The sequence below is a fragment of the Microbacterium horticulturae genome, from assembly GCF_029094505.1.
Classification (GTDB): Bacteria; Actinomycetota; Actinomycetes; order Actinomycetales; family Microbacteriaceae; genus Microbacterium; species Microbacterium horticulturae.
In genome coordinates this window covers 1,499,469-1,523,793 of sequence record NZ_CP119108.1, presented here as the reverse complement: position 1 = coordinate 1,523,793, position 24,325 = coordinate 1,499,469, and the positions used below count along the sequence as shown (strand labels likewise).

23 protein-coding genes and 2 tRNA genes are annotated in these 24,325 nt (G+C 68.0%); 7 read left to right on the top strand and 18 right to left on the bottom strand.

Annotated elements, in window-relative coordinates; all coding sequences use genetic code 11:
- Positions 1 to 47: 47 nt before the first annotated feature.
- Both rpmA and rplU read right to left on the bottom strand, forming a co-directional pair.
- On the bottom strand, positions 48 to 305 hold the full coding sequence (gene rpmA, locus PU630_RS07200; protein WP_275279683.1) for a 50S ribosomal protein L27: 258 nt from the start codon (positions 303 to 305) through the stop codon (positions 48 to 50).
- Positions 306 to 324: 19 nt separating this feature from the next.
- Positions 325 to 633, bottom strand: coding sequence for a 50S ribosomal protein L21 (rplU, locus tag PU630_RS07195; protein ID WP_275279682.1), 309 nt, complete (start codon positions 631 to 633; stop codon positions 325 to 327).
- A gap of 230 nt (positions 634 to 863) precedes the next feature.
- On the opposite strand from rplU, the gene PU630_RS07190 reads away from it, so the two are divergent.
- Entirely contained in the window at positions 864 to 1,136 is a 273-nt protein-coding gene (locus tag PU630_RS07190) for a DUF4031 domain-containing protein (protein ID WP_275279681.1), read from the top strand.
- Between the two features lie 8 nt (positions 1,137 to 1,144).
- On the opposite strand, the gene PU630_RS07185 is transcribed toward PU630_RS07190, so the two are convergent.
- A complete protein-coding gene (locus PU630_RS07185; RefSeq protein WP_428981999.1) occupies positions 1,145 to 3,379 on the bottom strand; it encodes an Rne/Rng family ribonuclease in 2,235 nt (744 codons plus the stop codon).
- Between the two features lie 386 nt (positions 3,380 to 3,765).
- On the opposite strand from PU630_RS07185, the gene PU630_RS07180 reads away from it, so the two are divergent.
- Complete coding sequence (locus tag PU630_RS07180) at positions 3,766 to 4,398, top strand: vitamin K epoxide reductase family protein (RefSeq protein WP_275279679.1); 633 nt, start codon at positions 3,766 to 3,768, stop codon at positions 4,396 to 4,398.
- Between the two features lies 1 nt (position 4,399).
- Here the strand turns inward: PU630_RS07180 and ndk are convergent, their stop codons facing one another.
- From ndk to PU630_RS07145, 7 genes are all read right to left on the bottom strand, one after another.
- Positions 4,400 to 4,816, bottom strand: a complete 417-nt coding sequence (ndk, locus tag PU630_RS07175; protein WP_275279678.1) for a nucleoside-diphosphate kinase — start codon at positions 4,814 to 4,816, stop codon at positions 4,400 to 4,402.
- Between the two features lies 1 nt (position 4,817).
- Positions 4,818 to 5,240, bottom strand: a complete 423-nt coding sequence (locus PU630_RS07170; protein ID WP_275279677.1) for a DUF4233 domain-containing protein — start codon at positions 5,238 to 5,240, stop codon at positions 4,818 to 4,820.
- Positions 5,237 to 6,589: a bifunctional folylpolyglutamate synthase/dihydrofolate synthase gene (locus PU630_RS07165; RefSeq protein ID WP_275279676.1), complete on the bottom strand. Its 1,353-nt coding sequence runs from the start codon at positions 6,587 to 6,589 to the stop codon at positions 5,237 to 5,239. The genes PU630_RS07170 and PU630_RS07165 overlap by 4 nt, the downstream gene beginning before the upstream one ends.
- Positions 6,586 to 9,897, bottom strand: coding sequence for an isoleucine--tRNA ligase (gene ileS, locus PU630_RS07160; protein WP_275279675.1), 3,312 nt, complete (start codon positions 9,895 to 9,897; stop codon positions 6,586 to 6,588). The genes PU630_RS07165 and ileS overlap by 4 nt, the downstream gene beginning before the upstream one ends.
- A gap of 411 nt (positions 9,898 to 10,308) precedes the next feature.
- Positions 10,309 to 11,151: an endonuclease domain-containing protein gene (locus tag PU630_RS07155; protein ID WP_275279674.1), complete on the bottom strand. Its 843-nt coding sequence runs from the start codon at positions 11,149 to 11,151 to the stop codon at positions 10,309 to 10,311.
- A 120-nt stretch (positions 11,152 to 11,271) separates the two neighbouring features.
- Positions 11,272 to 11,976: a hypothetical protein gene (locus PU630_RS07150; RefSeq protein WP_275279673.1), complete on the bottom strand. Its 705-nt coding sequence runs from the start codon at positions 11,974 to 11,976 to the stop codon at positions 11,272 to 11,274.
- A gap of 1 nt (position 11,977) precedes the next feature.
- The gene (locus tag PU630_RS07145) at positions 11,978 to 12,139 is read right to left on the bottom strand and encodes a ribbon-helix-helix domain-containing protein (RefSeq protein ID WP_275279672.1); all 162 of its coding nucleotides are present in this window, start codon (positions 12,137 to 12,139) and stop codon (positions 11,978 to 11,980) included.
- 264 nt (positions 12,140 to 12,403) lie between these two features.
- Here PU630_RS07145 and valS point away from each other — a divergent pair, with 264 nt between their 5' ends.
- Together valS and PU630_RS07135 are read left to right on the top strand one after the other, a co-directional pair.
- On the top strand, positions 12,404 to 14,992 hold the full coding sequence (gene valS / locus PU630_RS07140; RefSeq protein ID WP_275279671.1) for a valine--tRNA ligase: 2,589 nt from the start codon (positions 12,404 to 12,406) through the stop codon (positions 14,990 to 14,992).
- A gap of 1 nt (position 14,993) precedes the next feature.
- A complete protein-coding gene (locus tag PU630_RS07135; protein WP_275279669.1) occupies positions 14,994 to 15,236 on the top strand; it encodes a hypothetical protein in 243 nt (80 codons plus the stop codon).
- A gap of 4 nt (positions 15,237 to 15,240) precedes the next feature.
- On the opposite strand, the gene PU630_RS07130 is transcribed toward PU630_RS07135, so the two are convergent.
- Positions 15,241 to 15,465, bottom strand: a complete 225-nt coding sequence (locus PU630_RS07130) for a hypothetical protein (RefSeq protein ID WP_275279667.1) — start codon at positions 15,463 to 15,465, stop codon at positions 15,241 to 15,243.
- Between the two features lies 1 nt (position 15,466).
- Positions 15,467 to 16,066 (bottom strand): winged helix-turn-helix domain-containing protein, encoded by a 600-nt coding sequence (locus PU630_RS07125; RefSeq protein WP_275279666.1) that lies wholly within the window; start codon positions 16,064 to 16,066, stop codon positions 15,467 to 15,469.
- An 84-nt stretch (positions 16,067 to 16,150) separates the two neighbouring features.
- Here PU630_RS07125 and PU630_RS07120 point away from each other — a divergent pair, with 84 nt between their 5' ends.
- Both PU630_RS07120 and PU630_RS07115 read left to right on the top strand, forming a co-directional pair.
- A complete protein-coding gene (locus PU630_RS07120) occupies positions 16,151 to 18,190 on the top strand; it encodes a M3 family metallopeptidase (protein ID WP_275279665.1) in 2,040 nt (679 codons plus the stop codon).
- A gap of 13 nt (positions 18,191 to 18,203) precedes the next feature.
- Positions 18,204 to 18,839 (top strand): class I SAM-dependent methyltransferase, encoded by a 636-nt coding sequence (locus PU630_RS07115; protein WP_275279663.1) that lies wholly within the window; start codon positions 18,204 to 18,206, stop codon positions 18,837 to 18,839.
- Positions 18,840 to 18,961: 122 nt separating this feature from the next.
- Here the strand turns inward: PU630_RS07115 and clpX are convergent, their stop codons facing one another.
- From clpX to PU630_RS07085, 6 genes are all read right to left on the bottom strand, one after another.
- A complete protein-coding gene (gene clpX, locus PU630_RS07110) occupies positions 18,962 to 20,233 on the bottom strand; it encodes an ATP-dependent Clp protease ATP-binding subunit ClpX (protein WP_275279662.1) in 1,272 nt (423 codons plus the stop codon).
- Between the two features lie 174 nt (positions 20,234 to 20,407).
- Positions 20,408 to 21,100 carry an ATP-dependent Clp protease proteolytic subunit gene (locus PU630_RS07105; RefSeq protein WP_428981987.1) on the bottom strand — a complete coding sequence of 231 codons (693 nt, stop codon included), beginning with the start codon at positions 21,098 to 21,100 and terminating at the stop codon, positions 20,408 to 20,410.
- Positions 21,100 to 21,702, bottom strand: a complete 603-nt coding sequence (locus tag PU630_RS07100) for an ATP-dependent Clp protease proteolytic subunit (RefSeq protein WP_275279661.1) — start codon at positions 21,700 to 21,702, stop codon at positions 21,100 to 21,102. The genes PU630_RS07105 and PU630_RS07100 overlap by 1 nt, the downstream gene beginning before the upstream one ends.
- 80 nt (positions 21,703 to 21,782) lie before the next feature.
- Positions 21,783 to 22,283 (bottom strand): tetratricopeptide repeat protein, encoded by a 501-nt coding sequence (locus PU630_RS07095; protein WP_275279660.1) that lies wholly within the window; start codon positions 22,281 to 22,283, stop codon positions 21,783 to 21,785.
- A gap of 62 nt (positions 22,284 to 22,345) precedes the next feature.
- Positions 22,346 to 23,851, bottom strand: a complete 1,506-nt coding sequence (gene tig, locus PU630_RS07090; RefSeq protein WP_275279659.1) for a trigger factor — start codon at positions 23,849 to 23,851, stop codon at positions 22,346 to 22,348.
- Positions 23,852 to 23,923: 72 nt separating this feature from the next.
- A tRNA-Pro gene (locus PU630_RS07085) sits at positions 23,924 to 23,997 on the bottom strand.
- A 114-nt stretch (positions 23,998 to 24,111) separates the two neighbouring features.
- On the opposite strand from PU630_RS07085, the gene PU630_RS07080 reads away from it, so the two are divergent.
- Positions 24,112 to 24,185, top strand: a tRNA-Gly gene (locus tag PU630_RS07080).
- The last annotated feature ends 140 nt before the right edge of the window (positions 24,186 to 24,325 follow it).

Genomic DNA, 24,325 nt, shown 5'->3' with positions numbered 1-24,325 from the left:
GCGAGCCGCAGCCCGCCCCTCGTAAAGCTATCGTGTGCGAACCGGGATCACTCCGCGGCAGCGACGATGTTGACGACCTTGCGGCCGCCCTTGGTTCCGAACTGGACGGCGCCCGCCGACAGCGCGAACAGCGTGTCGTCGCCACCGCGGCCGACGTTCACGCCGGGGTGGAAGTGGGTGCCGCGCTGGCGGACGATGATCTCGCCGGCGTTGACGGACTGACCGCCGAAGCGCTTCACGCCCAGTCGCTGGGCGTTGGAGTCGCGACCGTTACGGGTGGAGCTTGCGCCCTTCTTGTGTGCCATCTCTGCGTCTCTCCCTGGCCTACTTGATGCCGGTGACCTTGACGCGCGTGAGGTCCTGGCGGTGCCCCTGGCGCTTCTTGTAGCCGGTCTTGTTCTTGAACTTCTGGATCACGATCTTCGGGCCGCGCTCTTCGCCGAGCACCTCGGCGGTCACCGCGACCTTCGCGAGCTTGGCCGCATCGCTGGTGACGGCCTCGCCGTCGACCAGGAGCACGGCGGGCAGCTCGATGGTGTCGCCGACCTTGGCCTGCTGGCGATCGAGGACGACGATCGAGCCGACCTCGACCTTCTCCTGCCGGCCACCGGCGCGCACAACTGCGTAAACCACTTCACACCTGTTTTCGTCTGGGAGCGCACGGCTCCGGTTGTCTTTTGCGAGACTCGACCCACCAGGGTGCGGCTCTCGGAAAGATGATGTTTGGTGCCGGGACGGCTCACGCTGGCGGCGGAGCCGGTCGACGCCTGCCTCGCGACGTGACGCACCAGGGATCTACTTTACCGGATGCCGCCGAATCCGGCAAAGCGAGCCCGATGCGTGTCGCGCCTAGGATCGGGATCGTGGTGATCCTGATCGACGATGCGCGCTGGCCGGCGCACGGCACGCTGTGGGCCCACCTCGTCAGTGACAGCTCTCTCGACGAGCTGCACGCCTTCGCACAGGCCAACGGAATCAACGCGCGCGCCTTCGACCTCGACCACTACGACGTGCCGGCGCGGGCGCTCGACCGGTTGGTCGCCGCCGGCGCCGAGCACGTCAGCGGACACGAGCTCGTCCGAAGGCTCATCGCCTCCGGACTGCGCGTGCGCGCGCGGGACCGTCCCGGCCGCTGAGTCGTCGGTCAGTCGCTCTCGGGGTTCGTCGAGATCGGCGTCCCCGTGAGCGCGGCGGTCGTCACGCGGCGACGCGAACGTCCCTGGCCCGGTGCCTTCGGCTCGGGCAGCGCGTTGAGCACCGAGTCCAGCAGCAGGTCGCGCTCGGTCTTGGGCTCGTGCGACTTCGATTCCTTGTCTTTGCGCTTCTTGCGCTTCTTGCGCTCGGGCTCGGCCGGCGGTGCGACGGGCGCCTCCACCGGGATCTCTTCGCCTTCGACGGTGTGCAGAGTGGATGCCGCGATCTTCGCGAGCGCGGACTTGGCACCCTCCGTGATCACGTGCGTTCCGCCTGCAGGCGTCGTGGTGGGCACCGGCGCGGGGCGCTGACGGCGCGACGAGCCGCTGCTGCTCGAACCGCGGTGCTTGACGACGGGATCGTGGTGCACGATGATCCCGCGGCCGGCGCAGACCTCACACGGCTCGCTGAACGTCTCGACCAGGCCGAGGCCGATCTTCTTGCGAGTCATCTGCACGAGACCCAGCGAGGTGACCTCAGCCACCTGGTGCTTGGTGCGGTCGCGGCTCAGGCACTCCACGAGCCGGCGCAGTACCAGGTCGCGGTTGGACTCGAGCACCATGTCGATGAAGTCGACGACGATGATGCCGCCGATGTCGCGCAGGCGCAGCTGCCGGACGATCTCTTCTGCCGCCTCGAGGTTGTTCTTGGTCACCGTCTCTTCGAGGTTGCCGCCGGTGCCGACGAACTTGCCCGTGTTCACGTCGATGACCGTCATGGCCTCGGTGCGGTCGATGACCAGCGAGCCGCCCGAAGGCAGCCAGACCTTGCGGTCGAGCGCCTTCTCGATCTGCTCGGTGATGCGGAAGTCGTCGAACGGGTCGCCGTCACCCTCGAAACGCTCGACGCGTTCGAGCAGATCGGGCGCGACCGCCTGCAGGTAGTTCTCGATGGTGCGCTGCGCTTCCTCGCCCTGGATGAGCATCTTCGAGAAGTCCTCGTTGAAGACGTCGCGCACGATCTTGACGAGCAGGTCGGGCTCCGAGTGCAGCAGCGCGGGGGCCTGCTGGGTCTCGACGAGACGGTTGATGTGCTCCCACTGCGACGTGAGACGCTGCACGTCGCGTGTCAGCTGCTCTTCGGTGGCGCCCTCGGCGGCCGTACGAACGATGACGCCGGACGACTCGGGCAGGACCTCCTTGAGGATGCGCTTGAGCCGCGCGCGCTCGGTGTCGGGCAGCTTGCGCGAGATGCCGTTCATCGCGCCGCCGGGCACGTACACGAGGTAGCGACCGGGGAGGGAGATCTGACTGGTCAGCCGCGCGCCCTTGTGGCCCACCGGGTCCTTCGTGACCTGGACGAGCACCCGGTCGCCGGACTTCAAGGCGAGCTCGATGCGCCGCGGCTGGTTGCCGGTCTCCACACCATCCCAGTCGACCTCACCCGAGTACAGCACGGCGTTGCGGCCCCGGCCGATGTCGACGAAGGCCGCCTCCATGCTGGGGAGCACGTTCTGCACGCGACCGAGGTATACGTTGCCGATGAGCGACGCGTCCTGGCTGCGGGCGACGTAGTGCTCCGCGAGGGTCTTGTCTTCGAGCACGCCGATCTGGATGCGGCCGTTCTTCGAGCGGACGATCATCTCCCGATCCACCGACTCGCGCCGTGCGAGGAACTCCGCCTCGGTCACAACGGGGCGGCGGCGTCCGGCCTCGCGCCCGTCACGACGGCGCTGCTTCTTGGCCTCGAGCCGGGTGGAACCTTTGATGCGCTGCGGCTCGGTGATGACCTCGACCGGGCGCTCGCGACCGGACTGCTCGTCATCGCGGCCCTCGCCGCGCCGACGGTTGCGGCGCCGCGAAGACCCGCCCTCCTGCACCGGCGCGGGAAGCGGCGGCAGCAGCGTGATCTCCGGGGCGTAGAAGTGCAGATCGGTCGACACCGCCGACACGAACTCCTCGGACAGAAGTCCCAGGCTCACGGCCGTGGGCAGCGGGGATTCCTCTGGCCGTGCGGGCTGTTCCGGTGCGGATGACTCTTCCGGCTCCGCGGGCTCTTCCGGCTCCGCGGGCTCTTCCGGCTCCGCCGACTCTTCCGGCTCCGCGGGCTTTTCCTGCTGCGCCGACTCTTCGGCTTCCGCAGGCTCTTCGGCTTCCGCAGGCCCTTCCGGCTCCGCGGGCGTCTCTGCGTCGGCCGCGACCGGCGCGGGTGCCGCCCATGCCTGCGCGGCTTCGGCCGCAGGCATCTCGGGGATCAGTGGCGGCTGCGCTGCGGCATCCCACTTCGGCTGATCATCAGGACTCTGGTTGCTCTCATCGACCGTCACCGGCGTACTCCCTGCGGGTGACACCGCGCGTCACCCGGCGAAATCTCGTGCGGCGCCGCTCCGCCCTTCCGGTGCGGGACGGGGGCCGCGAACTCACTCGGTCTGCAGCCGGCCTGTGGCCCTGACTGCGATAGGGCGTTCGTCGCCCGAAGTCTTCGTCGATGCGATCCCCGGCGCGGCCGCGGATGCATCCGAATTCCATTATCGCATCACCAGGGCGAAATGCGCGAAGCGGGGGGCCCGCGCCGCCATAATCACGGCCGCTCCTGGCTGGTTCCAGAGGTGAGAGTGCCATAATTCCCCCCATGTCACAGCCCCAGTCGCACACTCGACCGACCGGCCTGGCCATCTGGCTCATCATCGCGGGGGTGATCGGCTGGTGGGCCGCCTTCCAGCTGACCTTGGAGAAGATCTTCCTGCTGGAGAACCCCGATGCCAAGGCGGCGTGCGACTTCAGCGTTCTCGTCCAGTGCGGCAAGAACATCGAGTCCGCTCAGGGGAATGTCTTCGGATTCTCCAACCCGATCCTGGGCGTCGCGTGCTGGGTCGCACCCATCGTCGTCGGCATGGCGATCCTCGCGCACGCACGCTTCGCGAAGTGGTTCTGGTGGCTGTTCTGGCTCGGCCACCTCTTCGCGATCGCGTTCGTGTGCTGGCTCATCTTCGAGAGCATCTTCATCCTGCACACACTGTGCCCGTGGTGCATGGTCACCTGGTCGGTGACCATCCCCTCGTTCTTCGCCGTGACGATCCACCTGCTGCGATCGGGCGTGTGGCCGCTGCCGGCCAAGGGCCGCGGCATCGCAGGGCGGCTGATGTCGTATGTGCCGCTGATGACGATCGTCGCCTACGGCATCGTCATCCTGCTCGCCCAGATCCGCCTGAACGCGATCCCGAACGTGTGGCACACGATCCAGATCGCGCTCGGCTGGGTCTGACTCAGCGGAACCAGATACCGAGCTCGTGTGCTGCTGACTCGGGGCTGTCTGAGCCGTGCACGAGGTTCTGCTGCACGGGCAGACCCCAGTCGCGTCCGTAATCGCCGCGGATCGTGCCCGGTGCGGCCGTCGTGGGGTCGGTGGTCCCCGCGAGCGAACGGAACCCCTCGATGACGCGCTCCCCCGCCACACGGATGGCGACCGACGGTCCCGACATCATGAAGTCCACGAGCGGCTCGTAGAACGGCTTCCCCTCGTGCTCGGCGTAGTGACGCTCGAGACGCTCGCGGTCTGGCTCGACGAGACGCAGGTCGACCAACGAGTACCCCTTCGCCTCGATGCGCGCGAGGATCGAGCCGGTGAGTCCGCGGGCGACGCCGTCGGGCTTGACGAGGACGAGAGTCTCTTCGGTGGCCATGTCATTCTCCGTTCGTGGATTCGGCTTCACGCATCAGCTGGGCGTTTCGACGGTCCAGAGACGCACCCTTGATGGTGGCATATCCCCACATCGCTCCGAAAACCGCGGCGACGATGAGGTTCGCGAGCACGAGGAACGCCGACAGCGCCAGCAGCCCCTGCAGGATCCAGCCGACGACGATGCCCCAGCGGTAGCGCAGCACGCCGCAGGTGCCGAGCATGAGCACCGCCAGCACGGCTCCGCCGACGATGCCCCACCATTGCGGCACACCGTCCGGTAGCGCCTTCAGCCCGAACGCCACGAGTCCCGCGAGGAAGACGATGACCGACTCGAACACCAGCACTATCTGGCCGAGCGACTCGGCGGCCCCGCGGCGGCGCCGCGGCGCGGCATCCCCCGCCGTCTCTTCCGACGCCTCGGTCACGATGCCCACCCCGCCTTCCAGTCTTCGGCCTTCGACAGCGCGATGGCCTCGCCCGCGAGCACTATCGATCCCGCGATCACGACGGCACGGCGGTCGGATGCCGCGGCCCACTCCCGGGCGGCGTCCACCGCGTCGCTGAGATCGGGGTGGACGGTGACCGGCAGCCCGGCCGCCTCGACGAGGTCGGCGACCTCGTCCGCGTCGCGGGCGCGCTCGGACTCGGGCGCGGTGGCGAAGACACGTGTCGCGGCGGTCGCCAGCTCTGCGACGATGCCGGCCGCATCCTTGTCGGCGAGTACCCCGAACACGACGCCCCACTCGTCGAAGTCGAACGATTCATGCAGCGCCGTCACGAGCGCATGCGCGCCGTGCGGGTTGTGCGCGGCGTCGACGAGCACGGTCGGCGCAGTACCGACGAGCTGCAGGCGTCCGGGTGAAGTCGCCTCGCCGAGGCCCTCGGTCACGATGCCGGCCGGGATCGACGTGGTGCTCTCACCGATGAGCGACTCGACCGCGGCGAGCGCGAGAGCGGCGTTGAAGCCCTGATGCGTGCCGTACAGCGGCAGGTACTCCTCGCTGTAGGTGCCGCCGAGCCCGCGAACGGTGATCTGCTGCCCGCCCACAGCCAGGCGCTGTTCCACGAGGGCGAAGTCCTGGCCTTCGAATGCGATGGGTGCGCCGTGCGCCTCCGCCGCCGCGCGCAGCACGCGCTCGGCCTCGGGAGTCTGCCGTGCCGAGACGACCGCGGCGCCGTCCTTGATGATTCCCGCCTTGACGGTGGCGATCTCCTCGATCGTGTGGCCGAGCCGGTCGGCGTGGTCCATCGCGATGGGAGCGAACACCGCCACATCGCCGTCGGCGGTGTTCGTCGAGTCCCATGAGCCGCCCATGCCCACCTCGAGCACGAGCACGTCGACGGGAGCATCGGCGGCCACGACAAAGCCGAGCACCGTGAGCAGCTCGAAGAACGTCAGCGGCGCGTCGCCGGCCGCCGCGAGCTCCGCATCGACGATCTGCACGAACGGCGTGATCTCGTCCCACGCGTCGGCCACCGCGCCGTCATCGGCGGGCTCGCCGTCGATGAGGATGCGCTCCGTGAAACGCTCCAGATGCGGGCTGGTGAACAGCCCGGTGCGCAGCCCATGCGCGCGGATGAGGCTCTCGATGATGCGCGCCGTCGACGTCTTGCCGTTCGTGCCCGTGATGTGCACGACCCGGTAGGTCCGCTGCGGGTCGTCGAGCAGCTCGAGCACGCGCCGCGTGCGCTCGACGCGCGGCTGCACCCACTGCTCGCCCTGCCGCTGCAGCAGCTCGGCGTAGACGGCGTCGGCCCGGTCCCGGTCATTCATGCCTGCACCTCGATCCTCTCGACGGCCACCCAGAAGTCACCGGCGTTCGCGAACTTCCCGCTCGCAAACTCGACGACGTGCGCGTGGTCGACCTCGGGCCCGCTGTCTGTCGCCGTCACCGTGTGCTCAAGAGCGAGCGTCTCGCCCGCGACGTCGGCGACCTCGAACGCCGACGCGACGGCGTCGCGGTCGGTCGCGTCGGCGAACGCGAGCTGGAGGCGGATGCGATCACTCACATCGAACCCGGCGGCCTTGCGGGTGTCCTGCACGGCGCGGATCACGTCGCGCGCGAGCCCCTCGGCTTCCAGCTCGGGCGTGGTCACCGTGTCGAGCAGCACGAAGCCGCCCTGCGGCAGAACGGCGAGCGCCTCGCCCTCGGGTCGGCCGCTGGTAGAGAGCACGAGCTCGTACTCGGCGGGCTCTAGCGTGATGCCGCCGGCGGTGACGACGCCGCCCTGCTCGGACCAGTCGCCCTCCTTGGCGGCGCGGATCGCCTGCTGCACCTGCTTGCCCAGGCGCGGGCCGGCGGCGCGCGCGTTGACCGAGAGGCGGTGTGTGATCCCGTAGTCCGCCGCGGTGGTGTCACCGAGCTCGGCGAACTCGACCGTCTTGACGTTGAGCTCGTCGCGCACGATGGCCGCGTACGGCGTCAGGTCCGCGGCATCCGGCGCCACGACCGTCAGCCGCGCGAGCGGCAGGCGTACGCGCTTGCGCTCCTTCTTGCGCAGCGCGTTCGCGACGCTCGAGACCTCACGGACGGTGTCCATCGCACGGCGGATGGTCGCATCGTCGGGGAAGGACGCCGCATCCGGCCACTCCGTGAGGTGCACGCTGCGGCCGCCGGTCAGACCCTGCCACACGCGCTCGGCCACCAGCGGGATGAGCGGCGCCGCCACGCGACACAGGGTCTCGAGGACCGTGTAGAGAGTATCGAAGGCCTCCGTGGAGCGCGGGTCTGCGGCATCCACCCCCGTCCAGAACCGGTCGCGGGAACGTCGGATGTACCAGTTCGTGAGCGCCTCGGCGAAGTCGCGCAGCCGCTCGGTCGCCGTGGTCGAGTCGAGCCCCTCCAGATCCGAGGCGACCTCGGCGACGAGCCGCCCGGTCAGCGACAGGATGTAGCGGTCCAGCACGTCGGTGGAGTCGGTGCGCCAGGTCGCCTCGTAGCCGTCGGACGCGTTCGCGTACGTGGCGAAGAAGTACCAGGCGTTCCACAGGGGCAGCAGGAATTCCCGGACACCGGCACGGATGCCCTCTTCGGTGACGCTGAGGTTGCCGCCGCGCAGCACCGAGCTCGACATGAGGAACCAGCGCATGGCATCGGAACCGTCGCGGTCGAAGACCTCGCTCACGTCGGGATAGTTGCGCAGCGACTTCGACATCTTCTGCCCGTCGGAGCCGAGCACGATGCCGTGACAGCTGACGCCCGTGAACGCCGGGCGGTCGAACAGCGCGGTCGACAGCACATGCATAACGTAGAACCAGCCGCGAGTCTGTCCGATGTACTCGACGATGAAGTCGGCGGGCGCGTGGGTGTCGAACCACTCCTGGTTCTCGAACGGGTAGTGCACCTGCGCGTACGGCATCGAGCCGGAATCGAACCAGACGTCGAAGACGTCCTCGATGCGGCGCATCGTGCTCTGGCCACTGGAGTCGTCGGGGTTCGGCCGGGTCAGCTCGTCGATGTACGGCCGGTGCAGATCGACCTCGCCCTGCGGGTTGCGCGGCAGCGCGCCGAAATCGCGCTCGAGCTCTTCCAGCGAGCCGTAGACGTCGATGCGCGGGTGCGCGGGATCGTCGCTCTTCCACACGGGGATCGGCGAGCCCCAGTACCGGTTGCGGCTGACCGACCAGTCACGCGCACCCTCGAGCCACTTGCCGAACTGACCGTGCTTGACACCCTCGGGCACCCAGGTGATCTGCTCGTTGTTCGCGAGCATGCGGTCCTTGATGTCGGTGACACGGACGAACCAGCTCGACACCGCACGATAGATGAGAGGGTTGCGACACCGCCAGCAGTGCGGGTATGAGTGCTCGTAGCTCTGCTCGCGCAGCAGCCGTCCATTCGCCTGCAACAGGCGGATGAGCGGGCGGTTCGCATCCATCCACAGCTGCCCGGCGACATCCGTCACCTGGGGCAGGAACTTTCCGCCGTCATCGAGGCTGAGGACGACGGGGATGCCGTTCGCCTCACAGACCCGCTGGTCGTCCTCACCGTAGGCCGGGGCCTGGTGGACGATGCCCGTGCCGTCGGTCGTGGTGACGTAGTCGTCGACGAGGATGCGCCAGGCATTGCCCGTGCCGTAGGTGTCGGTGTCGGCGTAGTAGTCGAACAGGCGCTCGTACTCGACGCCGCCGAGCTCGCCGCCGGTCAGCGTCTTCGTGACGGCGGCGGCCGCGGCATCCCCGCTCTCGTAGCCCAGGTCCTTGGCGTGGTTGGCCAGCAGATCCTCGGCGAGCAGGTACGCGTGGTCGCCTCCGTCTTTGCCGCCGTTCGGGCCCACCGGCACGACGGCGTAACAGATGTCGGGACCGACGACGAGCGCGAGGTTGGTGGGCAGCGTCCACGGCGTGGTCGTCCAGGCCAGCGCGCGCACACCCTCGATGCCGAGGGCCTGCGCCTTTTCGCCCAGGAGCGGGAAGGTCACGGTCACCGACGGGTCCTGACGCATCTTGTAGACGTCGTCGTCCATGCGCAGCTCGTGGTTGGAAAGCGGCGTCTCGTCGCGCCAGCAGTACGGCAGCACGCGGTAGCCCTCGTAGGCGAGCCCCTTGTCGTGCAGCTGTTTGAAGGCCCAGAGCACCGACTCCATGAACGAGACGTCGAGGGTCTTGTAGCCGCGCTCGAAATCGACCCAGCGCGCCTGCCGGGTGACGTAGTCCTGCCACTCCCGGGTGTACTCGAGCACCGATTCGCGGGCCTTCGCGTTGAAGGTCGCGATGCCCATCTGCTCGATCTCGTCCTTCTCGGTGATGCCGAGCTGCTTCATCGCCTCGAGTTCGGCGGGGAGCCCATGCGTGTCCCATCCGAACACGCGGTCGACCTTCTTGCCGCGCATGGTCTGGAATCGTGGGAAGACGTCTTTCGCGTACCCCGTGAGCAGGTGACCGTAGTGCGGCAGGCCGTTGGCGAACGGCGGCCCGTCGTAGAACACCCACTCCTGCGCGCCGTCGCGCTGCGCGATCGAGGCGCGGAACGTGTCATCCCGTTCCCAGAACGCGAGCGTGTCACGCTCGATCTCGGGAAAGCGCGGGCTCGGAACGAGGTCGGCCGCCGGGCCGAAAGCGGATTCGCGGGGGTAGGTCATGGGCGTCTCGCAGGGTCGGATCTTCTCCGCCGGGACGACCCGTGCCAGAGGCATCGAGCCGCGGTACCACCCCGCGTAAGCACGCACCCGCGGTGCGCGCTCCCCTCTCACTGCGGCTGTGACGGGCCTGCCCCGCTCGGTTCTACCAGGCGCTGGCGCGCCGTTCTTCCGAGAGCTCCCCGGTGATGGCCGGATCGATGCCGATCGGTCCATTCTACGCGCGGGAGGGGCGGGATGCCGCATCCTGTGTGCTGCGGGCTCCCTCGCGCCCCGAACTCGGCCTCCGCCCCGCCTCAGCCTCCCTCACCCCCGCCGCCCTCGCCTCAGGCGAGGGGATCTACCGGAGCGAGGGCCGTTTTGCGGGATCGGGCCCTCGCCTCGTCCATTCCCCTCGCCCGAGGCGAGGGCCGCTCATGCCGCGAGGTGCAGCCCTTGTGCAATCGCGGCGAGGATCCGCTCCTGCACGTCCTCCCAGTGGTTAACGACCTCGTCGTACCCGACGCGGATGACGAAGTAACCCCGCAGCATCAGTTCGGCGTCATGTGCGATGTCCGACGCGCGCTGAGCGTCGACGTGATGCCCTCCGTCGATCTGGAAGACCAGACGATCGCCGATCAGAAAGTCGACCCGGTGACCATAGAGCCAGACCTGCGGGCGGATGGGGACCTTGAGCCACTTCAATCGCGGGTAGACGAACGTCTCGAGCCCCGAGTCGTGGAACGGCACGACCGCGTCGAGCAGGTTGCGCGCCATCCCGCGGAATGGAAGACGCTCCAGCTTCTTCTTGTCGACGAGCTGCTTGTTCATCGCGCTATCCCACACGGCGAGCGCGGCCTCATAGGGCTGACACAGCGCGACCGCCTGTAAGACATTGACGAGCGGATCCGTCAGGCCGTCGGGGTCACGGGCCACAAGCGGCGTGAACCTGTGCAGTACGACGGCACCGGACACCGCGACCATTCCCGCATGCGGTCCGCACGCGACATGAGCGGTTGCAGCATCCATGACCCACAGCCCCAGCCGCTTGGCGGCCGTCACACACGACAGCACGACACCCGCCCGCGCCGCCATTCGCAGGTCTATCTCTGCGTCCGGCGTCGCGATCCACACTCGCCGTTCGCGGACGAGTGCACCGGAGCCCACCGCAGCAGTGATGTCGTGCTTGCTGAGCCCGGCTCGTACGAGCGTTTGGCCGCGCACGACACCCCCGCCACGGCGAACAGCTTTGACAACGGCGTCGATTCGACTCTCCATGGCGTCGAGGATGGCGCATCACATCGCCGAGATGAGTGGCAAGAGCACATCTGTGGTCAACTCGTCGCTTGTGGAGGAACCCGGGCGAACGCTCCCCTCGCCCGAGGCGACGATGGTGCTCTATGCCCCGGCGCGGCGATACCCGTACAGGTCGGTCATCGCGCCGTTGATCCAGAGCTTGGTTCCGTCGGGCGTGTCGACCAGCAGCGTGCGGTTGTACGCCTCGTCCACGATCTCGGCGGAGAGGTGGGATGCCTCGAGCCGCCGTTGCAGCGCTTCGACATCGCCGGCGTACTCCATGCCCAGAACCACCCCGGCTTCCTGCGCGGCATGGAACGCCACCGAGCCGCCCGACGGGGCGGTGAAATCCATCCACGTGCCGCTGTCGGAGGCGATGCGGGGCCGCAGGCCGGCTGCTTCAAGCACCGCGCGGACCGGAACGGTGTCGGTGTCGTACCAGATCGGTTGGATCAGCATCCCGCCGACAGCCTCTCGGGCGCCGGCCGACGCCGTCACCCGCACTCCCGATGCGGCCTGCGCCGACACAAGGAGTCCGACATCCTCCAGAACACTCCGAGAGACATCGGCCACCCCCTCAAGTGCGGCAGCCACACCGTCCAGGTCGTCGACGAGCAGATGGATGTCGGTCGTGCCGTCAAGCACGTCGCCGGCGTCGACCCCGTGAATTGCGAGGATGCCGTCACCCTCGAACTCGCTCCAGACATCGTCGGGCGCCCCGGCCGGCGTTAGCCCGAGCACCACAGCGAGGGCATGCCAATCGCGCGGCCGGCTCGTGTAGTGGATCGCCTGAACGACAACCGCCATGTCAGTCCTCCTCCAGGTAGCGGGCCAGCGCCCGTTCCACCAGGGCTGAGAGCGACATCCCGTCGTCGATCGCCCGGTGCTTCGTCGCCCTTACGAGCGCCGGCGGCAGATAGACGTTGAACTGGGCCTTCGCCCCGGGCGCAGCATCCTTGCTTTCTTGCATGCTAGCAACATAGCATCTGGACCCTCTCCCTGTCTTCCGATGCACGCTGCCCCTCGCTCGAGGCGAGGGGATCTGCCGGAGCGAGGACCCTTCCGCGGGATTGGGTCCTCGCCTCGTCCATTCCCCTCGCCCGAGGCGAGGGCGGCGCACCGGGGCAGCCGCACGCATTCCCAGGCGCATGCAGCGTGCTCCGGTAGTATGGCCGGACATCCCACACTCAGGCACGCTCACACAGTGCCGCATACATCGCTCAAGGAGACCCCTATGGCCGACGCATCCATTCCCGACAAGCCCGCCCTCGAGGGTCTCGAGTCCAAGTGGGATGCCGCATGGCGCGAACAGGGGACGTACCTGTTCGACCGCGACGCCGCCAAGGCCAAGGGCCGCGCGGGCGTGTACTCGATCGACACTCCCCCGCCCACAGCGTCGGGCAGCCTGCACATCGGGCACGTCTTCAGCTTCACGCACACCGATGTGAAGGCGCGCTTCGAGCGCATGCGCGGCAAGAGCGTCTTCTACCCGATGGGCTGGGACGACAACGGTCTGCCCACCGAGCGACGCGTCCAGAACTACTACGGCGTGCGCTGCGACCCCTCGCTTCCCTACGACAGCGACTTCGAGCCGCCCTTCTACGGCGACGCGAAGAGTCTCAAGCCCGCAGACCAGGTGCCGATCAGCCGCCGCAACTTCATCGAGCTGTGCGAGACGCTCACCGAAGAGGACGAGAAGCAGTTCGAGAGCCTTTTCCGTCAGCTGGGACTGTCGGTGGACTGGACGCAGACCTACCGCACGATCTCGGACGACACGATCCGCACAAGCCAGCTCGCGTTCCTGCGCAACCTTGAGCGCGGCGAGGCCTACCAGGCCCTGGCGCCCACGCTGTGGGACATCGACTTCCGCTCCGCGATCGCGCAGGCCGAGCTCGAGGACCGTGAGCAGCAAGCCAGCTATCACCGCGTGGCCTTCCACCGCACGGACGGCGAAGGCGACGTGCTCATCGAGACCACGCGCCCCGAGCTGCTGCCCGCCTGCGTGGCACTGGTGGCCAACCCCGACGACGAGCGCTACAAGCCGCTGTTCGGCACCACGGTGCGCACTCCCCTGTTCGACGTCGAGGTACCGATCCTGGCCCACCCGCTCGCCCAACAAGACAAGGGCTCGGGCATCGCCATGATCTGCACCTTCGGTGACGTGACCGACATCATCTGGTGGCGCGAACTGCAGCTGCCCAACCGCACGATCCTCGGCAAAGACGGCCGTATCCTCGCGGAGACCCCCGAAGCGATCGTGACGGATGCCGCGAAGACCGCCTACGCGGAGCTCGCCGGCAAGACGGTGTTCAGCGCCAAGAAGCGCATCGTCGAGCTGCTTGAAGAGTCGGGCGACCTGAAGAACGTGTCGAAGCCGTTCAGCCACCCCGTGAAGTTCTTCGAGAAGGGCGACCGGCCGCTCGAGATCGTCTCCACGCGCCAGTGGTACCTGCGCAACGGCGCCCGCGATGAGGACCTGCGCGACAAGCTCATCACCTTCGGACGTGGTATGGACTGGCATCCCGACTTCATGCGGGTGCGGTACGAGAACTGGACGAACGGTCTCACCGGCGACTGGCTGGTCTCACGCCAGCGGTTCTTCGGCGTGCCGATCCCGCTCTGGTACGCCCTCGATGAGAACGGTGAGCGCGACTACGACCGCGTGCTCACTCCCGATCTCGCGGCGCTGCCGATCGACCCGACAACAGACGTGCCCGCCGGCTACACCGAAGACCAGCGTGGCGTGCCCGGCGGCTTCGATGCCGAGAAGGACATCTTCGACACCTGGGCGACCTCCTCGCTGACCCCGCAGCTGGCCGGCGGCTGGGAGCGCGACGACGAGCTGTGGGGCCTGGTGGCGCCCTTCGACGTGCGCCCGCAGGGTCAGGACATCATTCGCACCTGGCTGTTCTCGACGATGGTGCGCAGCGTGTTGGAAGACGGACGCGCGCCGTGGTCGGATGCCGCGATCAGCGGCTTCATCGTCGACCCCGACCGCAAGAAGATGTCGAAGTCGAAGGGCAATGTGGTCACCCCGGCCGACATCCTCGACAAGCACGGCACCGACGCGGTGCGGTACTGGTCGGCCTCGAGCCGGCTCGGCGCCGATGCCGCCTTCGACCCGCAGAACCCCACGCAGGTCAAGATCGGGCGGCGCCTCGCGATCAAGGTGCTGAACGCGGCAAAGTTCGTGCTGTCGTTCCCGGTGCCCGAGGGCGCCGAGGTGACGCATGCGGTGGATGCTGCGATGCTGGCGACCCTCGACGGCGTGGTGCGCGATGCGACCAAGGCGTACGAGGCCTACGACCACGCGCGCGCGCTCGAGGTGACGGAGTCGTTCTTCTGGACGTTCTGCGACGACTACCTCGAGCTTGTGAAGGAGCGCGCGTACGACCGCAGCGACGTCGGCCAGGCGTCGGCGGCGCTGGCCCTGCGCCTAGCGCTGTCGACGCTGCTGCGCCTGCTCGCACCGGTGCTCGCCTTCGCATCCGAAGAGGCGTGGTCGTGGTTCGAGGAGGGCTCGATCCACACCGCTGAATGGCCCGCGCCCCTCGGCGGGTGGGGCGACGAGCGCGTGCTGGCCACCGCAAGCGCCGCGCTCATCGGCATCCGTCGCGCCAAGACCGAGGCGAAGGCATCACAGAAGACACCCGTGAGCCGACTCACCATCACGGCCGACCCCGTCACCCGCGATCTCCTGCGCCTCGCGGAGGGAGATCTGCGCGCCGTCGGCCGGATCGAAGAGCTCACGCTGCTCTCCGACGACGAGCGCTCACTGGGCTTCTCCATCGACGTCCTCGAGCTCGCAGAGCAGGAGGCCTGACATGCAACTGGGCACACGCTGGGCCGCCGGCGCCGAGCCGCCGGCCCGGCTCTCCCCTGAGTTCGTGGCGCAGGTGCGGGCGATAGAGGCCGACCTTCCTCCGAACGAGGAGGGCGTCGCGCAGTGGACGCTCACCTGGCTCGAGGGGCGCCCTGTCGCCGAGCTCGACACGGGTGTGATCGTGTCGGTCGACCACGCCGGCGCGGTCGTCGTTCACCACGACGACGAAGACGAGTTCGGCTAGACACTCACCGAAAGGTCGACATCCGGTAGGAGTCGACCTCGGGCATCGGCCGCTCCGCGTACGGGTTCCGGCCGGCGGCGATGCGCTCGGCCAGCTGCTGGCGTCGTGACATGCGGCGGTGGGCGAAAGCCTCCATCGCACGAGCACCGGCCAGCAGCATCCGCTCGGTGAACGTCGGCGGAGCGAACATTGCACGCGCCGGGACGGCGCGCGTGGTCATGGCGGTCATGTCAGTGTCCCTTCTCGGGGAGCGGGAAGACGTCGGCCCGGATGGTCACGGGGCGCACGCCTTCACCCTTCTGGTCTCGGTACTTGCCGACGTATTCGTCGACGATGTCGGTCATGCGGCGCACGAGCTCGCCCATCTGCTCGTCCGTCAGCCGAGCCGTCGCGGTCGTGATGGTGGCATCCGGTTCTTCCTCGTTGGGATGCGCGATGCCCTCGGCGATGAAGTCCATGAGCTGCTGGTGTCGACGGTTGAAGAACTCGGTCATGACCACCTGTGTGGCAGCGCGGCCGGACGGCGTCTTCAACCCCTCCGCGCTGCCGAACGACACCGCGCCGCGAGGCCGTTCCCACCAGCGCTCGCGGGCGTTGCCCCGCCCCTCGGCCTCTTGGATGAGTCCATGCTTGGCGAGGGCCCGCAGGTGGTAGCTCGTCGATCCTGTCGACTCCCCCGTCATCTGCGCGAGACTGCTCGCGGTCTGCGCGCCATACTGCGACAGGATGTCGTAGATCTGAATCCGGAGCGGGTGCGCGAGGGCGCGCAGCGCGCTCCCGTCGACGATGCGCTGCACATCGCTGCCGTTCGGGGTCTCGTTCTCGCTCATGACTGCAAAGATACCTTTGCGAACCATCCTTTGCAAGCTCTTCTTTGCAATTGATTCTTTGCGGTGTGCAACTAGGGTGGAGACATGACGGATGCCTCGGCCAACCCCCTCCTGATGCCCAGCCCTCTCCCCTACCAGTTGCCCGATTACGCGCACATTCGACCTGCGCATTATCTGCCGGCGTTCGAGCTCGCCTTCGAAGAGCATCTGCAGGAGATCTCGGCCATCACCCGCGTGCGCTCGGTCCCCACTTTCGAGAACACCATGGTGCCGCTCGAATCCAGCGGGCGACTGCTCGGCGACGTCGCGCGCGCCTTCTACACCGTGGCGTCATCCGATGCGACCGCTGAGATCCAGCAGATCGAGGAGACGCTCGCGCCCCTCATGGCCGCCCATGAAGACGCGATTCAGCTCGACGGCGCGCTGTACGCGCGCATCTCAATGCTGCACGACCGGCTCGATGAGCTCTCTCTCGACGCCGAGCAGCGCTACCTGGTGCAGCGCTGGCACCGCGAGATGACCCACGCGGGCGCGGCACTCGACGACGCTGCAAAGAAGCACCTCACCGAACTGAACACACAGCTGTCGACACTGACCACGGCGTTCGACAAGAACCTCCTCGGCGACACCAACGAGCTCGCGGTCGTCTTCGACGATGCATCCGAACTCGAAGGCCTCAGCGACGGCGAGCTGTCGGCCGCCGCGCAGGCCGCTGCCGACCGCGGCCTCGAGGGCAAGCACCTCGTCACCCTGGTTCTGCCGACCGGGCACCCGTACCTGGCGTCGCTGACCGACCGCGCTGCACGCGAGCGCATCATGACGGCATCCCGCTCCCGCGCCTCGCGCGGCAACGAGAACGACAACCGCGCCACACTGCTGCAGATCGTGCGGCTGCGCGCCGAGCGCGCGGCCCTGCTCGGCTACGACTCGCATGCGGCATACGTCACCGCCGACGAGACGGCCGGCACGCCCGAAGCCGTGCACGATCTGTTGCGCCGGCTCGCGGCGCCCGCCGCGCGCAACGCGTCGCGTGAGCAGGCCGCTCTGGAGGCCAGCGCCGGTACCGCTGTCACCGCAGCCGACTGGGCCTTCTCCACCGAGAAAGTACGGCAGGCCGAGTACGCCATCGACACGGCGGCACTCCGCCCCTGGTTCGAGGCCGAGCGTGTGCTGCGCGACGGCGTGTTCTTCGCCGCGACGAAGCTCTACGGCATCACCTTCACCGAGCGCGACGATCTGCGCGCGCACCACGCCGACGCGCGGGTCTTCGAGGTGCACAACGAAGACGGCTCGCCGCAGGGCCTGTACATCCTCGACCTCTACACGCGCGACACCAAACGCGGCGGCGCGTGGATGAACTCCATCGTCGACCAGTCCGCCCTGCGCGGTACCAAGGCCGTCGTCGTGAACAACCTCAACGTCTCCAAGCCCGCGTCCGGGCCGACGCTGCTCAGCCTCGATGAGGTCAACACCCTGTTCCACGAGTTCGGGCACGCGCTGCACGGTCTGTTCGCCACGGTGTCGTTCCCGCACTTCGCGGGCACCGAGGTCTTCCGCGACTTCGTCGAGTTCCCGAGCCAGGTGAACGAGATGTGGATGCTGTGGCCCGAGGTGCTCGACAACTACGCCCGGCACATCGAGACCGGCGAGCCCTTGCCGGCCGAGATCGTCGAGAAGCTGCACGCGTCGGAGGCCTTCAACCAGGGCTTCGAGACCAGCGAGTATCTCGCCGCCGCCTGGCTCGACCAGGCGTGGCACTCGCTCGACCAGCAGCAGGCGTCCGAAGATCTGGATGTCGCCGGGTTCGAGGCATCCGCCCTCGCCGACATCGGGCTCGACAACCCTGCCGTGCCCACGCGGTATTCGTCGACGTACTTCCAGCACGTGTTCTCGGGCGGCTACAGCGCCGCCTACTACTCCTACATCTGGAGCGAGGTGCTCGACGCCGATACCGTCGAGTGGTTCAAGGAGCACGGCGGACTGACCCGCGCGAACGGCGACCGCTTCCGTTCGCTGTTGCTGGGCGTCGGCGGCTCGAAGGACCCCCTCGAGGCCTATCGCGACTTCCGCGGCCGCGACGCCGATATCGCGCCGCTGCTGAAGCGCCGAGGGCTCGACGGCTGATCGGGAGGGACCGATGACCGACGACCGGGTGTCCGCGATTCGCGAGGCGTTCGATGCCCGCGCGGGCGACTATGACGAGAACGCCATGCACCGCGCTCTCGCCGCGTCGGTCGCGCGATTCGCGCGCGTTCCCGCTGACGGGACGGTGGTGGATGCCGCAACCGGCACCGGCCTCGTCGCCCGGGCCCTGCTCACCCGGTGCCCGGGTCTGCACATCACTGGCGTCGACATCTCCCCCGGCATGCTCGCCGTCGCCCGCACCGCCGAGCCGCGCATCGACTGGGTCGAGGCGGATGCCGCGACCCTGCCGCTCGACGACGCCTCGGTCGATCTCGTCACCTGTGTGACAGCTCTTCATCTGTTCGCCGAGCCCGACCGTGCTATCGAGGAATGGGCGCGCGTGCTGCGGCCCGGCGGCCGTGTCGTCGCAGCGACCTTCGTCAGCGGCGGGCACCATGGCAAGAACCATGCCGAGCACTCGCCCGCCCGGCATCCCGCCGACGTGCCGTACCCGCGTGATCACGCCTCGTTCGCGACGCCCGAGCGTCTGCAGGCGCACTACGCACCGACGGGCCTGCGCATCGACCGCCTCGCTACCTGGGTGCGGGCCGACGACCGATTGCTGATCGCCGAAGCCGTGCGAGTCTGACACACACTCAAGAAACGCATTGCGCTTCCCGCTCACACCCGTCGGCACCGGTTGGTGTGTGAACGGGAAGTTCAGTACGAATTTCGAAGGTGTGGGAGCGGACGAGCGCCGGACGCCACGCGTCAGGCGCTCTTCTTGCGCTTCTCGCGCAGCACGAGCGTGGGCGCAGCGCCCTCGTCGACGGCCGCGCGGGTGACGATCACCTTGTCGACGTCTTCGGTCGACGGGATCTCGAACATGATCGGGCCGAGCACATCTTCGAGGATGGCCCGGAGCCCGCGCGCGCCGGTCTTGCGTGCGACGGCGAGATCCGCGATGGCCTCGAGAGCATCCCGCTCGAAATCAAGCTCGACGTCGTCGAGCTGGAACATGCGCTGATACTGCTTGATCAGCGCGTTCTTCGGCGTCGTGAGGATCTCCATCAGCGCCTCACGGTCGAGCGGCTGCACCGAGGCGACGACCGGCAGCCGGCCGATGAACTCGGGGATAAGACCGAACTTGTGCAGGTCTTCGGGCTGCACGTCGCTGAAGAGGTTCAGGTCTTCGTCCTTGCGGTGCAGGGACGCCCCGAAACCGACACCGTGCTTGCCGACGCGCGCCGAGATGATGTCTTCGAGACCGGCGAACGCGCCAGCCACGATGAACAGCACGTTCGTCGTATCGATCTGGATGAACTCCTGATGCGGGTGCTTGCGGCCGCCCTGAGGCGGCACCGACGCGACCGTCCCCTCGAGGATCTTCAGCAGCGCCTGCTGCACGCCCTCACCCGAGACATCGCGGGTGATCGACGGGTTCTCTGCCTTGCGCGCGATCTTGTCGACCTCGTCGATGTAGATGATGCCGTTCTCGGCGCGCTTCGTGTCGAAGTCGGCGGCTTGAAGCAGCTTGAGCAGGATGTTCTCGACGTCTTCGCCGACGTACCCGGCTTCGGTCAGCGCCGTGGCGTCGGCGACCGCGAACGGCACGTTCAGCCGCTTGGCGAGCGTCTGCGCGAGATAGGTCTTGCCGCAACCGGTGGGTCCGAGCAGCAGGATGTTGCTCTTGGCGATCTCGATCTCTTCGGCACGCTCTTCGGCGGACTGGATCGTGGTGTGGGCGCGGACGCGCTTGTAGTGGTTGTACACGGCCACGGCAAGGGCGCGCTTCGCGTCATCTTGCCCCACGACGTACTCCTCGAGGAACGAGAAGATCTCACGCGGCTTGGGCAGGTCGAACTCGGAGACCGTGCCGTCGGCCGACTCGGCCATGCGCTCTTCGATGATCTCGTTACACAACTCGACGCACTCGTCGCAGATGTAGACGCCCGGCCCCGCGATCAGCTGCTGAACCTGCTTCTGGCTCTTTCCGCAGAAGGAGCACTTGAACAGGTCAGCACTCTCGCCGATGCGTGCCATGGGCACCTCCTCGTCCGCGGCGGGTGTCGGTCTCCCGCACCCTTCGAGCCTAATCGCACCCGCCGACATCCGGGGGCATTGCGACACGCGGGGCGCCGACCCGCACCCTTGGTTTCGCCGACGGCGAAGGCCCCGCCGCTCACAGGAGCGGCGGGGCCTTCGGTCGATTCGCTGTTACGACGTGATCGCGTTCTGGCCGCCGCGCTTGCGGGTGGTCAGCACCTGGTCGACCAGGCCGTACTCGACGGCGTCGGTCGCCGACAGGATCTTGTCGCGGTCGATGTCCTTGTTGACCTGCTCCTGCGTGCGCTTGGAGTGCTTCGACAGCGTCTCCTCCAGCCACGTGCGCATCCGCATGATCTCGTTCGCCTGGATCTCGATGTCGGACGCCTGCCCCTGTCCTGCCTCGCCGACGGCGGGCTGGTGGATAAGGATGCGGGCGTTCGGCAGCGCGAGACGCTTGCCGGGGGCGCCGGCAGCCAGCAGCACGGCGGCGGCCGAGGCCGCCTGGCCGAGCACGACGGTCTGAATCTGCGGCGACACGTACTGCATGGTGTCGTAGATCGCCGTCATGGCCGTGAACGAGCCACCGGGCGAGTTGATGTACATGACGATGTCGCGGTCGGGGTCCTGGCTCTCAAGCACCAGCAGCTGCGCCATCACGTCGTCGGCCGACGCGTCGTCGACCTGCACGCCGAGGAAGATCACGCGATCTTCGAACAGCTTGTTGTACGGGTCCTGGCGCTTGTACCCGTAGGCGGTGCGCTCTTCGAACTGCGGGAGGACGTACCGGCTGCCCGGCATCTGCAGCCCGCTCGGGGCGAGGGCCTGCGGGGAGGTCGGAAGACCGAAGGACGGGGTGTTCATCAGTTGCTCTCCTTCGCGTCCTGGTTCGTTCCGCCACCGCCGTGCACGTCTTCGGCGTGCTCGCGGATGTGGTCGACGAAGCCGTACTCGAGTGCTTCATCGGCCCGGAACCAGCGGTCGCGGTCGCCGTCCGCGTTGATCTGCTCGACGGTCTTGCCCGTCTGCGACGCGGTGATCTCGGCCAGACGACGCTTCATGTCGAGGATCAGCTGCGCCTGCGTCTGGATGTCGCTCGCGGTGCCGCCGAAGCCGCCGTGCGGCTGGTGCAGCAGCACGCGGGCGTTCGGGGTGATGTACCGCTTGCCCTTCGTGCCACTGGTCAGCAGCAGCTGCCCCATGGACGCCGCCATGCCGATGCCGACGGTGACGATGTCGTTGGGCACGAACTGCATAGTGTCGTAGATCGCCATGCCGGCCGTGATCGAGCCGCCGGGCGAGTTGATGTAGAGGTAGATGTCCTTCTCGGGGTCTTCGGCGGCGAGAAGGAGGATCTTGGCACAGATCTCGTTGGCGTTGTCGTCGCGCACCTCTGATCCCAGCCAGATGATGCGGTCCTTCAGCAGCCTGTCGAAGACGCTCTGCGCGACAAGGGGTTCAGCCATTCCAGCTCCTGATTCGGTTGCGTGATTCGAATCTACCGGGGCGCGCCGCGCGACCTGCCGCTGTTCGCCCTGGGCAGAGTTCAGGCGCGCCCATCGATGAGTTCGCCCGCGTACCCGGTGACCGAGCGCGTGTACCGGGTCAGGTGCGGCGCGAGGGCAGTGAGGGCGATGGATGCCGCGCGCAGGGCGTCGCCCGATGACACCAGCGCGAGCGCGTAGAAGGCGGCGGCTTCGTCGGCGAACTCCCCACCGCGGGTCGCGTCATACTCGTCGCGCAGCATGCGGAGCGCCTCATCGGCCCGGCCGAGGTTGCGGATGGTGCTCGCGAGCTGGATCACCGACCGGGTGCGTCGGCGTGGGTCGAGGCCCGCGTCGAGGGCTGCTCGGTACAGCGGCTCTGCCTCGCGCTCGAGTCCGGCGCTGTCACGCGCACCGGCGCGTTCAAAGAGGGCGACGGGATGCCGCGGCCCCAGCTCGACCGCCAGCTTGTCGATCGCCGCGATCCGCGCCGTGTCATCGAGCCCGTCATCGGCCCACACAGCGTCGACCCGGTCCTGCCAGTCATCGGGCAGCTCGGTCATGAGTCCTCCTGGGGAACGGCGAAGGGCGGGTGACCATGGTCACCCGCCCTTCGGAGTGTGTCTTACTCGGCGTCCTTCTTGGGCGCGGCCTTCTTGGCGGCCGGCTTCTTGGCCGCGGGCTTCTTGGCGGGCTTCTCGTCCGCTGCAGCCTCGTCGGCCTTCTCCGCGTTCTTCGCGGGGGCCTTCTTGGTCGCCGGCTTCTTGGCCGGAGCCTTCTTGGCGGGCTCGTCCTCGGCAGGCGCCTCGGCGGCCTCAGCAGACTCGTCGGCCGCGGCATCCCCCTCTTCGTCCTCGGTGGCGACGAAGCCGGTCAGATCGATGGACTTGCCGTTGCTGTCGACGACGTTCACCTTGCCCAGGGCGACCGCGAGCGCCTTGTTGCGCGCGACCTCGCCGACGAGAACCGGCAGCTGGCCGTTCTGCTGCAGGATTTCGACGAACTCCTGCGGCGCGACGCCGTACTGCGCGGCCGACTGCACGATGTACTGGGTCAGCTCGTCCTGCGAGACCTGCACGTCGTGCTGCTCGACGATCTTGTCGAGGAGAACCTGGGTGCGGAACTGCTTCTCGCTGGCCTCGGTGACCTCGGCGCGGTGCTCGTCGTCTTCGAGGCGGCCCTCCTGCTCGAGGTGCTCGTGCACCTGGTCGGCGACCAGCTGCTCGGGAACGGGGATCTCGACCTTCGCGAGCAGTTCTTCGACAAGCTTGTCGCGCGCCGCCGAGCCTTGCCCGAAGGAGGCCTGCTGCTGCACACGCTCGACGAGCGACTCGCGCAGCTCGGCGATGGTGTCGAACTCGCTCGCGATCTGCGCGAAGTCGTCGTCAGCGTCGGGCAGCTCGCGCTCCTTGACGCTCTTGACGGTCACGGCGACCTCGGCCTCTTCGCCGGCACGGTCGCCGCCGATGAGCGTCGAGCGGAACGTGGTGTCTTCACCCGCGGTGAGCGACTCGACGGCCTCGTCGATGCCTTCGAGCAGTTCGCCCGAGCCGACCTCGTACGAGACGCTCTCGGCGCGGTCGACCTCCGCGTCGCCGATCGTGGCGACCAGGTCGAGCTCGACGAAGTCACCGGTCTTGGCGGGACGGTCGACCGTCACGAGCGTGCCGAAGCGGCCGCGCAGGCGGTCGAGCTCCTCGTCGACGGCGGCGTCGTCGGTCTCGGCGGCGTCGACCGTGATCGTGGTGCCCTCGTAGTCGGGCAGCTCGACCTCGGGACGGACATCGACCTCGATCTCGACCTTGAGGTCGCCCGAGAAGTCCTTCTCGTTGGGCCACTCGATGATCTCGGCGCTCGGACGGCCCACGATGCGCACCTCATGGGCGGTGACGGCCTCGCGGTAGAACGCGTCGAGCCCCTCGTTGACCGCGTGCTCGATGACGGCGCCGCGGCCGACGCGCTGATCGATGATGGGCGCGGGGACCTTGCCCTTGCGGAAGCCGGGGACCTGCACGTCCTGAGCGATGTGCTCATACGCGTGGGTGATGCTCGGCTTGAGCTCGTCGGGCGTGACGCTGATGTGCAGCTTCACACGGGTCGGGCTGAGCTTCTCGACGGTGCTCGTGACCATGCCTGTTCGTTCTCCTCTGGTTTCCGCGTCTAAACGCACGCGGCGCAGTGCTGGGGTCTGTGGGCCGTGATGTCGGGGCGACAGGATTTGAACCTGCGGCCTCCCGCTCCCAAAGCGGGCGCTCTACCAAGCTGAGCTACGCCCCGGGGCGCGCGGCGCCGAAACGGCCTGGAAAAGTCTAGCCGACCCGGATGAGAACCACGTGCGGGCGGTGCTCGCCGCATCCAGTACACTTGCCGAGGTGCTCTTTCGAGAGCCCCGGGGATGTAGCTCAATGGTAGAGCCTCAGTCTTCCAAACTGATCACGCGGGTTCGATTCCCGTCATCCCCTCCAATGCCCAGACGTGCGGCCGAAGGCCGTGCGGCTGGGCATTCGTGCCGTCGGATCGGGCGTGAGGCGGGCGGGCCCCCGCCGCCGGAGGCTCCGCGCGCCGGCGCAGCCGGCGTGTGGAGTGGCGGTGGGGACGATTCCCG